We start from the raw sequence: 11,170 nt of genomic DNA, 5'->3' as shown, positions 1-11,170 counted from the left end.
TGATTTGATCCATTGAATTATTGAACTATCGAATTACAGATTAAGACCACGCTTTTTTATAAAAGTTTCTCCCTTTCGCCACTCATTCACCATTTATTTAGTGCCTGTCAGAAAACCCATGAGTAATCCGAGTCAACAGGCACTGACAAAATTTTTTTGAAAACAAAACAGGCCGCTCATGCCAGTCGCCTCCTTTTTTGATCAAAACTTGATCATTATAGAAAGCTGACCAAACCGTCGTTTCATACAGGCTCTTAAGTCGAGATAAAAAACAGGGTTCCCGGATTATTGCAGCATAAATTGAATTGAGGGCTTCAGATTTTATGCTGTCCTGACTGCATCATCTAAAGGCGCACGATCAAAGACCTGACTCTTGCCCTCGACTCTTGCCATCCCGGTAATTGTCCCCTGACCTGATCATCCCCATCAGGCAGTGAACTAAATCCTTATCCAATGGTCAAAATTTTTCAATAGAAGATATTGCCACTGTGCTCAGTATTCCAGCGGATCGGATACGTCGGGTGGGTCAACCCTATTTACCCGCAGGCGATTGTATAAGCCCTGATTTCTATTTCAGTGATTTATCCAGAACCTGCCATCAGGCTGTTTTTATGGATTGTCATATCAGGGGGGGGGGAAATCTGCCCATGATATTGATAAAGCTGGGCAGTTCTTGAATGTTATTCAGAGAGTTTACGACGAAGGTTTGAAGTTGGTCGTCAAAACCAATGAACGCTTATTATTTATAAAAACGGTACTGGATGTTCTCAATGAAAGTGAAAGAAACTGTGTAGTAGACAACAAGGTTCGTATTTTTGACCGGCTCAGGCATATGTTCCCGGACTTTTCGTAATTCCTGGGACCGACTGGCATAACAGGTTTATCCGGAAGCCAGTCTATTCTCGGACAGGCTCCTGGTGGATTACCTCAAAAGCAAAACTTCTCTGAAATTGCCTGAAGTGCTGAATATGTTAATCATACGGGCTGGCGACAAGAACCGCATTATCAGTGACTAAAGGACAATAATTGTGGATATTGCACTTGCCAGTTATCAATCAGGTATAGTTCAATCCGGAAAAACAGATTCTGAACCTTCTGGAATAACCGCTGACAATAGCGCCACTGCGACCTTTTCGGGTTATTCCCTGAGTGGTCTGAATCCCTCCTCCAAAAGAAAAAGAGCTGGAGTGTGGGGCGATTACGACAACCGACGTAAAAAAAGACACGTTAGCAAGCAGAAGTGGATGGCCGTAAGGAAAAGGAAAATTGCCCCAGGCAAACCCATTGTCTATGCACCTGTTACAAAAAAATCCACTGGCCGCTATCGTGATCGTTTGATAATAGAAAATCATTTCGCCGCTTTACGTGCACTGACGCCCCCTTTCCAACACTTCCCGAAAAGTCTCAGCATTTTGCCCCTGGCGGAGCAATTGGCCGTAAATACGGTTCACTGGCTCCAGCTTACCAACCAACCCTACGCTGATCGGGACATAGTCATGGCCAGTTATTATGCACCGGGGGTATGTAACGATGCAGGTCAACTGGCATCAGCGCAAACAGCAAAAAAAAGAGTGGGTATTTTTTATTCTGAGGATTATCAGGTTCATGAACTTCCGGGGCTGTCAAAAAGTACGTTCCTGCGGGTGCACTCAATAACCGACTATTTTGACCCGGAATATAATGCCAGCTTTGTAGCGATGGGTAACGGGCATACACCCAGTGAGTACCTGACTGCTTTTTTTCATGGCCCGACCATTGCGGACTGTGCAACAACCATGCTGGCCTGTCAGTATCGAGCCATTGAAACCATTATTGGCACCGATGATTTCAATCGCCTCTTTGGTTCACCGGTCTCAACCTTTAGAATTGCCTGTTCGCTTTTCTCTGGCAGCGGAACCACGGCTAAACATTTGCCAGCCGAATTTGGAGACATAAAACCGATCGAGATGACTAACCCTCTCTATTGTCTGTTTGACGATCTTTTCTACAAGAAACAACTCTCCTTTGATTCAGCGAGCAGGAAACTGTCAGAATCAGATATCAAAAAGGGTGATATTCTCTACATTCAGGGTGTTGACAGCTACTGCGCCAAGCACAAATCCGGTGAGGCTATGGGTTTTAATCTGATATGCACCGGGCAAAACAGCAGTGGGCACAATCTCTATCTGGGGTTTGATCCGGATAATTTTGATGAGCCGAAAACATACGACCAAGTCAAGAATATACTGATTGATGGTTATAATAAGCCACAGAGTCCAGAGACAATCGGCGCCATTAAACGAGGTGAAACGGGTTATGGCCAACTTACCGGCCATATTCTGTCCCATGACCATCCCATTGTTGGTATCACCGGTGCGCTTCGTTTCAATCCCTTACGCTGGAAATATTATACCTCACAACACGATCAAGCCTGGCATCAGCAACCGCCGTTGACTGTCACACCGGGCAGGAAACCTAAGCCGGTTGATCAGGGATCATCGTTCCCCACTGAAAATCTTGATGCCGATTTCGATCGTTTCGAACCTGCCTCACCACAGCAGGAACTGATGAAACTGAAGGCCCTGGCCTTCACCCATGCGGTGATTGATAACCTGGATAAAGGTCGGCCCATGGGGCTATTCCTGAGTGGCGCACCGGGAATAGGGAAAACCCATCTTTGTGTAGCTGTTGCCAAAAAAGCAGCCGACTATGGTGTCAACACCCTGTATATGGACGCTTATAAGGCAGGAGACCTATTTCAGGACCTTGCTGGTGATGCCGCGCGATGGTCTGGAAAGATCGACGAAATGCTGGTCGGTAAGGATTTGGTGGTCATTGATCATGCCAGCGGTGAGTTCCGCTGCACCAGAAAAATTCTGTCAGAAACCATGAAACTGGTGATGACCGGGAACAGAGCCATCATGGTCAGTTCAAATGAACGTCTTCCTGTTAAAGCGGCAACTCCCGGCATTATTGATCCCTTGGACAGGAATGCCCATCACTTTTTTTACCTGGGTGATTTGCAGGGAGACAGTTGCCGTCACCAATGGTGGCTCAGGCCTGAAGTGAAGGCTAAGGGTTCATTATCACGACTGGGTCAGTACCGGGGCTGCCAGGCGGCCGCAGTGATCACCAGACACGCTGTATCCATAGACGATATTACCAGAAAACTCGGTATTCCGGCGAACCAGGTCCGTCAGGTGGGTCACTACTATTTGCCGGAAAGCAGACGTTTGAGCCCCGATTACTTTTTCAACGATTTGTCCAAAACAGAGCATCAGGCTGTTTTTCTGGAGTGTGATATGACGGGTAAAGAATCTCGCTATTTCTGTCCTAAAATCGAGCAGTTCTTGAATGTTGTTCAGAGAGTACACGACGAAGGTTTGAAGCTGGTGGTCAAAACCAATAAACGCTCATTATTTTTCAAAAAGGTTCTGAAGCTTATAAACGAAGAAAATTCTTTAAAAGATAGCAAGTTTCGAATTATTGACCGGCTTAAGCATATGTTCCCGGACTTTCCCGGTTCCTGAAACCGCTGTCGAGTCTCAGGGGATTCCTTTTATGTTCCGGCAGATGGCTTATTGGGTTCAGAAGCAGTTGGTAGGGCGTGGCAGTCCGGCAATACGGGCTGCCACCCTGGCTGGACTTTCAGGGAAAAGCATCATCAGATAGAGGCTGTTCCCTTTGTCTTTGCCAAGGGTATTGGCAATATGTTTAACAAAGGGGCGCTGATTTGGGCTCAGTTCATATTGTTGATAGAACGCCCTGAGCGCATGAATAATTTCCCAGTGTGCTTCAGTGAGCACAATACCCTCAAGAGCCGCCAGCTCAGTGGCAGCATCGGTATTCCATTCGTCAAGGTTGGCCAGATAGCCATCGTTGTCGAGATTCAGGGGCATTGCTTATTCCAATACAAAAAATGAACAGGTGGCGATTTTACACCGGAGCCCTGCTTATAGACAGGGCTTCTGTATATCCTTAAACAGGTTGGAATAGCCCGGATGGTTTATTGCGATTACGACTTTTCCAGCGACAGTTTTTGGAAAACTGGGTTCTGAGGTAGTCAGCCTGGTCCGGCAGGATTCGTCGGCTATTAACCAGGGCAAGATATTCGGCAGCATTGGGGCGATAGGGCAGGGCGGTCAGTGACATCTCTGTGTTCTCCAGCAGCTGGTCCCCTTTAAACTGATTACAGCGTCGGCAAGCGGCAACAACGTTCATCCAGTCATCCACGCCTCCCTTTGATTTTGGCAGAATATGATCACGGGTCAGCTCCCTTGTTTTAAAGAAGTGGCCACAATACATGCACTGATAATTGTCTCTTTCAAACAGTGAGTAGTTGGTAAGGGCTGGATTGTTGCGGCAGGGGAAAAGGCGCTTGCCACCGCAGGCAATGATACTTGGCAGTTCGATAATCGTTTGACCTTCAAGCCATCGGTTATAGCCGCCATGGATTCGGTAAATAATGTCGCCCAGGCTCCAGTGAACCAGCGCTCTTGAGTAGAGGGATACTGTTTCCTGCCAGGTAAGCCACTCAACAGGCTGGCCGGCAGTATTCAACCGCAGAATATACACGACAGAGGCTCCCGTTTATCAGTCCCTGATAAAGGTCAACCTGACGGGCCGTTCCCAATCACGATTAACTCATTGGCTGAGAACAGCTGTCGTTAACCGGGAAGGCCGCTCGGTTAATCAATTTATCGACTCTATAATTCTGATTGTTATCCATTTCAGGCTAACACATTCATTCAGCAATAATAAACCTGAAGCAACGATATGGCCTGATCCAGTTAATTTGACCACCGAAGGAGAAACCAGTGGATCGCTTTCAACGACTCATGTACTGGCTTGCCTGGCTTGGGATCACGCCTTTTATTATTTCCCTGTCGCTATCCATTCGGGGCCAGTCTCTGTTTGATACCAGTGGCGAGGAACTTTTCATTATTTATTCCGTCATCATCTGCAGCTTTATGGCCGGTTCCTTATGGGGGCAGGCGGTTTACAGCGAGAATCGATCCAGAAGTGTTATTAAAGTACTGGCCAGTAATGCCATTGCACTGTGGGTATTTGGAGGGCTTCTGGCAGGGCTGGCGGATCGTCAGATACTGGTGTTTCTTGCCATTGGCTATCTGGCAACACTGATTATTGAGTGCGTTCATGCAGAGCCCCTGGCGGATGGACGTGTAAAGTCTTACCTGTCCATGAGAGCCATTGTCACCCTTGTGGTGTTTATTTTGCACTGTTTTCTTTATGCCTCCCTGAAAATGACGTAAAGAAGGTAGTAATAATTTTCCTGCAGGAGTCAGTCTGTGGATCAACATATCGATATTCAAAAGTGTCTTTTGGCATTTGCCCGCATATTGGACAAGGGGGAACAGGTTGACGGGGGCTATCTTCTGGATGGTGTTACCGCCAGGTCACTGGATGATGGCTATACGGTTATTCTGGAGAATAGGGACTGTCAGCTGTCCATCTATTTTCACAATAAATTCGGCATTGAATCAGCCAGCCAGAAAAGTACAGACGCTTTCATTAAGCTGCTTTACCGTATCGCCGAGCAATAATTGGCTATTTGTTTGCTGGCCCTTTCAGGGATAAGTTTGCCGCGTTGATTTGATTATTCACCTGATTGTGTTTTTCTATTACTGATAATGCACGTTTTTAAAAACACCGGGGAGTCGGTCAGTGAAAAAAATCAAACTCGGATGCAGTGAGCTGCAGGTAACAGAGGTCTGCCTTGGATCCATGACCTGGGGGCAACAGAACTCCCTTAATGAGGCGTTTGAGCAGATTGACTACGCGCTGGATCAGGGAGTTAACTTTATTGATACGGCCGAGATGTATCCGGTCCCCCCCAATGAAGACACCAGCGGAGAAACTGAACGGTTCATTGGTGAATGGCTCCGGGCCAATCCGGGCAAGCGTGATGATGTAGTTATTGCCACGAAAATTGCCGGTATGGGGCTACCGTGGATACGCAATGGCAGCCCAATCAGCGGTAAAAGTATTAAAGAGGCCGTAGAAGGCTCATTGAAACGTCTCAATACAGACTGTATTGATCTTTACCAGCTGCACTGGCCAAACCGGATATCTCCGCATTTTTGCAGACACTGGCCTGGCATGGTTCCCCATACTCAAGTGGATCGTACACAGCAGGAAGCAGAAATGCTGGATATTCTGCATGGGCTGGCTGATTGCATCAATGCTGGCAAGATTCGCTATTGTGGCCTTTCAGATGATACGCCCTGGGGCATTGGTGAGTATGTACGGCTAAGTGAGAAGCATGATCTGCCCAGAGTGGTATCTATTCAGAATGAGTTCAGTCTGTTACATGCCAAGGACTCACCCTATCTACTGGAATCCTGTGTATTGAATGATGTCGCTTATCTGCCCTGGTCTCCGCTTGGGGGGGGTGTGCTGTCTGGCAAATACCGGAACGGCCAGATTCCGGCAGGCTCCCGATGGTCTGTTACCCAGAGAAATGGACACTTCCGGAATACCCCAATGACTCACAAGGCGGTCGAAGGTTATCATGAGGTAGCCAGACGCCATGGGCTATCGCTGGCACAAATGGCTCTGGCCTGGGTATATCAAACAGAAGGCGTCTCTTCGACGATTGTTGGTGCCAGTTCTCTGGCGCAGCTAAAGGAAAATATTGACGCCTGGCACCTGAAATTATCAACAGAGGTGCTGGACGAGATCAATGCGGTGTTCCGTCAATACCCGGTACCTTTTTAACGAAACTTATTTCCCGAAAAGTTTCTTTTTTACCCGGTCCAGGCTGACATCCAGTGGCGTCCGGGTTCGCCTTGGTCGCTGCAGCAGTTCTCCGCTGCAGTTCGGGCAGATAAAATCGTAATGTTCAGAACAGTTGGAGCAGTATGTACATTCAAAGGAACAGATAAAGGCCAGGTCTACTTCCCCGGTTTTTGCCTGACACTGCTGGCATTGTTTTTCCATTTTTAGCATGGTGAATCCCTGTTCAATTTATATTCCTGAACACCATGCTAACACTGACAAGGTTATCTCAAAAGGGAGCGAGCCCAGGCAGGGCAAATACGGCTTAACGACTGTAGAAGATCTCGCAACGCCGGTGGCAGAAGGCTGCGGGCTTTCTTCGTGATCGCCGGCTCATTCTTTTGCCAGATAATACCCAGGTAAATAATAACTAATCCAATGGCTGTGAGCGCTATGGGAAACAGCCAGCTGTCACGAAAAACGTCTCCGGCCAGATGGGCGAGGTAAGCACAGCAACCGATGGCACCGAACACCACAAAGACCCGGCGGGTCAGTAAAACGCCAATAGCAATCATCAGTAAGTTAACACACAGGTAAATAAACTTGCCCAGTTCACTGTCCGTATCCTGCATCGACAGCCCGCCCCAGAAGGCGATAACACCAACCAGGTATAGCCAGAAGGCATAGTCTCCTTTGGCAAATGACCGGATATCTACCCAGAAGGCAAACCCGAGCATTATCAACCCCGTATACAGAGAAACCAGCGTACACAGTTCCCAGTCAAAATCACCTCCGGAAATCATGCGGGAGATATCCATGGTCATGTACCAGAGCGTAACGGCAATAGGCATAACCATAAACGGGTATCAAAGGACCAGGTGATTTTCAGTCCGATAGCCGCATAAATCAGGGATATGGCGACAATGCCGGCACCACCAAAAGAATCCCACCCAAGAATCATGAACAGGGACATGGCGCCAATGGCGATCAGACCGCCCAGATAATAAAGCACATGAGTGAAGTCGAAGCGTGGCTCGTTGCCGGAGTGGCTTTTCAGGAACTCATAAAGTGAATCAGCCTGTCCGGCAGAGATAATCTGTTGCTGGACGGCTTTGTCTAATTGGGTTCTGGTCAGCTTCACGCAGTCTTTCCTTAATTCAGGCAGGAGCACGTGATTATTATTCATGGCTTTCCACCTGATCAAGCTCCTGCGCAGATAATGGGCCAAGATGGGCTGCCGCCATCACTGTCAGTACTTCTTTAAATGGTTTCATCATTGTCGTTCAGTGAAAAAAAATCGTTTTATGCCTGTCCTTAGGAGCCTGTTGACGTTTCGTTGCCCCACTTAACCCAGTAGCCACTCGGCGTTCTCCTGCCATGCCTGTCGGTTCATGCTTTTTTTGAAAAATCCGAAGTGGTCAATGGATTTCATCTGGTAATCCCTGGGATCCAGAATTTTGACATGACTGTCTGCATTACTGAACAGCTTTTCAAGCTGATAAACGGCGGAGGGTGGGGCAAAACGTCGATCATCAGCCATGCCGTAAAAGCGCATCTTTCCGGTAAACTCCTGAAAACCTTTCCGTAATGGCCGTCCATCCGGATCAGCAATATATGCCTTTTTGCGACCAAAACGGCTCCAGTCCCGGGCAACCTGTCTGGGAAGGTACTCTGCACCTAAAACCCACTTGGGCAAACCACCCGTCAGGGTATAAAACAGTGGCAGTACACCAAAGAAAAATACCACGGTTAATGGCCGGTCTTTCATTGGCCAGTGCTTCCAGTAAATATGCTGTGATGCGATGTTTAAAAAACCACAATAGCGATTGTTATCCGGTAAAACGCCCAGCAGCTGGCCACCTACGGAGTGACCAATACCTTTCACAGTCAACAGGGGGTGGCGTTGGATAAAGTCCGTCAGTACCGCATCCATATCCCGCTGCCCCCAGTGCAGCATGCTGGGCGTCGGGGCATCGCTGTGAACCGGCTGGCTTTCACCAATACCCCGAAACTCATAACTCAACACCGTAAAGCCCTGCTGGCATAAAAACTCGGCATAGGCCTGATAATACCTGCGCAAAACACCGGTAGCGCCATTAATGATTACACCAATCCCATTGGTATGCTCAGGCACAAACTCGGAACCGGCAAGGTGATACCCGTCATGGGTTTCGATGATTATTGATTTTATTGTCATAAATACGTCTATGTACGGTTTATATCTCAGGCAGCTCAGTGTTGCCGCCACGGGCAGCCAGTGTCAACTTCAATTCACCGGGCAGGCGGCCTTCAGGACACAAAAGGCTATGTCTCACCGCTGACCTTCATGCAGCCTGCACCGACTTGATGCTTAACGCTGATCTGCAGCCGGTAGCTGTTCAGGCTGAATCAGCGCAAGCAGTGCCTTGATAAATTCCTTCCTCTTGATCTCATATTCATTAAAATGATGAGCTGTCGATAACCAGCCGTTCACCCTGTCCACAAAATCATTACGGCAGGCGTGGCTACTCAGTTTCTTTTGCAGACTTTCAGTGAGTGCATGAAGGCGTTGTTGTTCTTTTTGAAGCTGTTGAGTCTGGTCCTCAGGTTTTCCGTCAGAGTGCAGGACGATAAACTGCCTGGCTTTATTCAGGGTGAGCAGGCAGCGCATCAGCAAGCCATAAATACGGTCCCCGGTGTTTTTGGGGGCGTTGAAAAGAATGGTTCGGGGAATGTCTGATAACATGCCTGTTTGCAATAGCTCTGTCAGCAGATCAAGGTTATCAGCAAGATATTCCAGCGTATCGTTCAGTAACCTGGTTTCTTCCGCAAACGACAAATGCCATACCGGCCTTTCAACGCCGGGGACGTGAACGGCCAATCGTGCTTCATTTCCGTGGGTTACCCTGTTGTCAACACTGACCTGGAAACCCATGGTTTTCATGCCCAAATCACCATCTTTAAGATTAATGTTGTAGGCTTTTGGCAGGTTAATCTCCTGACAACCCGGAACAGGCCAGATGGTGATGTTCTGGGGTATTTCTGAATCCCTGCCGGTATTAAGCACCTGCAGCTTTGCAAAAAGTGTTTTGGCGGACTCTGTGACCGTGCAGATAATGTCAATATCATTGAACGATGAGCAGCGGTGTTGTAAAAAGCGTGCGTATGAGCCGGTAATCAGAATGGGAGGATGACTAAAAGAACTATTGATTTCCTGAATAATCTCCAGGGTTTTCAGCACCAGCGCATTTAACCTCGGAAAGGGATTGGCAACGGATACCTCTGCCGACTTTGCAGGTCTGCCAGTGCTTTCTGTACGGGGAATAACGTCGGGGAGGTGACTTCTATCCCCATGTCCGGCGTTATTGAAACGATTGCCTGAATTTAACAGCATAGTATCCATTACATTGACTTCGGAGCCGCATTGTTCAAACCAGCGGCCTAAAGCATGGCGCAACTTGCTGCCTTCAGGAAACTGCCGGAGGCAATCCAGAACCTGCTCCTTGTGGATTTTTTGTCCATCAATGAATTGTCTCGTGATATGGCAGTGTGCCAGGAAGAAGAAATGGATGCGTAAATTCTGATATGAGTGCCTCAGGGTTTTGATGGATTGCAATACCTGTTCTGCTGACACTCCCTGATGATCAATGGCCAATTGATTCTGCATGGCCATGAATTTCAATAGACATTGCAATCGACGTTGCTCATCCCTGACCGATACGTTGTCGACGATTTGCCAAGCCTTTTCAATGATATCCTGGGCTTCGTCAGTTTCATCATACCCCCGGGATTGGCCCAACCTTTGCATCAGGTATTCAGCTTGCCTTGAGGCATGATTACCAGGGGCTTCATCAAAGGCTGCCAGTACGCTCCGGTTATCCAGATAACTGCCGTTCAATTCCCTGGCATTCAATGCCAGCCGAGAATAAAAATAAGCTCTTTCGAGCAACCAGCCGCCCCGTTCATAACCCATATCCACCGTCTCCGGAGTGACCGGCTGGCCATGCAACAGCCAGCCCTTCAGGCAACACTGTTCCATAAAACGCGCCAGTTCCAGGGGGGCCCTGACTGCCTGTAAATCCCCAGCCACCTCATCAGGTGTTACCTGAAAGCCATTCAGCGACAGGCCCCTCAGGCAACATTGCTCCTTGAAGCGCACCAGCTCCAGTGTTGCCCTGGTTTGCTGAAAACACTTGACTACTATCTCCGGTGTGACCAGCTGGCCATTGAACAGCAAGCCCTTCAGGCAACACTGTTCCATAAAGCGTGCCAGTTCGAGTGCTGCCCTGTTGGCCTGATAATCCTTAACCACGATTTCCACTGTGACCGGCTGGTTATTCAACCGCAGCCCTCTCAGGCAGCATTCTGCCTTGAAGCGCGCTAACCCGAGTTTGCCTTCCGGAGTATCCGGGAAATCCCTGGCCACAGCATCCGGTGTGACCCGATGGCCATTCAATGGCAGGCCCCTCAGGCA

General features: G+C 48.3%; 11 protein-coding genes. 4 read left to right on the top strand and 7 right to left on the bottom strand.

Annotation, left to right across the window (positions count from 1 at the left end; genetic code table 11):
* Positions 1-1,028: 1,028 nt before the first annotated feature.
* A complete protein-coding gene (locus KDK13_RS01770; protein WP_257283059.1) occupies positions 1,029-3,509 on the top strand; it encodes an ATP-binding protein in 2,481 nt (826 codons plus the stop codon).
* Positions 3,510-3,566: 57 nt separating this feature from the next.
* Here KDK13_RS01770 and KDK13_RS01765 read toward each other — a convergent pair whose 3' ends face one another.
* Positions 3,567-3,878 (bottom strand): TusE/DsrC/DsvC family sulfur relay protein, encoded by a 312-nt coding sequence (locus KDK13_RS01765; RefSeq protein WP_257283058.1) that lies wholly within the window; start codon positions 3,876-3,878, stop codon positions 3,567-3,569.
* Between the two features lie 79 nt (positions 3,879-3,957).
* Positions 3,958-4,554, bottom strand: a complete 597-nt coding sequence (locus KDK13_RS01760) for an HNH endonuclease (RefSeq protein WP_257283057.1) — start codon at positions 4,552-4,554, stop codon at positions 3,958-3,960.
* 242 nt (positions 4,555-4,796) lie between these two features.
* On the opposite strand from KDK13_RS01760, the gene KDK13_RS01755 reads away from it, so the two are divergent.
* The 3 genes from KDK13_RS01755 to KDK13_RS01745 all read left to right on the top strand — a co-directional run bounded on the left by KDK13_RS01755 (position 4,797) and on the right by KDK13_RS01745 (position 6,717).
* Positions 4,797-5,252 (top strand): DUF3429 domain-containing protein, encoded by a 456-nt coding sequence (locus tag KDK13_RS01755; RefSeq protein ID WP_257283056.1) that lies wholly within the window; start codon positions 4,797-4,799, stop codon positions 5,250-5,252.
* 36 nt (positions 5,253-5,288) lie between these two features.
* Entirely contained in the window at positions 5,289-5,543 is a 255-nt protein-coding gene (locus tag KDK13_RS01750) for a DUF3081 domain-containing protein (RefSeq protein WP_257283055.1), read from the top strand.
* Positions 5,544-5,664: 121 nt separating this feature from the next.
* On the top strand, positions 5,665-6,717 hold the full coding sequence (locus tag KDK13_RS01745) for an aldo/keto reductase (protein ID WP_257283053.1): 1,053 nt from the start codon (positions 5,665-5,667) through the stop codon (positions 6,715-6,717).
* Between the two features lie 6 nt (positions 6,718-6,723).
* Here the strand turns inward: KDK13_RS01745 and KDK13_RS01740 are convergent, their stop codons facing one another.
* From KDK13_RS01740 to KDK13_RS01720, 5 genes are all read right to left on the bottom strand, one after another.
* Positions 6,724-6,948, bottom strand: a complete 225-nt coding sequence (locus tag KDK13_RS01740; RefSeq protein WP_257283052.1) for a DUF1272 domain-containing protein — start codon at positions 6,946-6,948, stop codon at positions 6,724-6,726.
* A 53-nt stretch (positions 6,949-7,001) separates the two neighbouring features.
* Positions 7,002-7,568: a hypothetical protein gene (locus KDK13_RS01735; RefSeq protein ID WP_257283051.1), complete on the bottom strand. Its 567-nt coding sequence runs from the start codon at positions 7,566-7,568 to the stop codon at positions 7,002-7,004.
* Complete coding sequence (locus KDK13_RS01730) at positions 7,538-7,903, bottom strand: hypothetical protein (protein ID WP_257283049.1); 366 nt, start codon at positions 7,901-7,903, stop codon at positions 7,538-7,540. The genes KDK13_RS01735 and KDK13_RS01730 overlap by 31 nt, the downstream gene beginning before the upstream one ends.
* A gap of 159 nt (positions 7,904-8,062) precedes the next feature.
* Entirely contained in the window at positions 8,063-8,914 is an 852-nt protein-coding gene (locus KDK13_RS01725; protein WP_257283048.1) for a serine aminopeptidase domain-containing protein, read from the bottom strand.
* Positions 8,915-9,067: 153 nt separating this feature from the next.
* Positions 9,068-11,170, bottom strand: a 2,103-nt coding sequence (locus tag KDK13_RS01720) for a hypothetical protein (protein ID WP_257283047.1), incomplete at its 5' end; no start/stop codon positions are given.

The sequence above is a fragment of the Endozoicomonas sp. SESOKO1 genome (assembly GCF_024606265.1).
Lineage (GTDB): Bacteria > Pseudomonadota > Gammaproteobacteria > Pseudomonadales > Endozoicomonadaceae > Endozoicomonas.
Note: the sequence above shows the minus strand (reverse complement) of the source record. Positions and strands in the feature narration are given on the sequence as shown.

Bases quoted from the DNA above. Each gene is read 5' to 3' on its own strand.
- KDK13_RS01765 (WP_257283058.1), bottom strand. From the start codon at position 3,878: ATGCCCCTGAATCTCGACAACGATGGCTATCTGGCCAACCTTGACGAA.
- KDK13_RS01740 (WP_257283052.1), bottom strand. From the start codon at position 6,948: ATGCTAAAAATGGAAAAACAATGCCAGCAGTGTCAGGCAAAAACCGGG.
- KDK13_RS01735 (WP_257283051.1), bottom strand. From the start codon at position 7,568: ATGCCTATTGCCGTTACGCTCTGGTACATGACCATGGATATCTCCCGC.
- KDK13_RS01730 (WP_257283049.1), bottom strand. From the start codon at position 7,903: ATGAATAATAATCACGTGCTCCTGCCTGAATTAAGGAAAGACTGCGTG.
- KDK13_RS01725 (WP_257283048.1), bottom strand. From the start codon at position 8,914: ATGACAATAAAATCAATAATCATCGAAACCCATGACGGGTATCACCTT.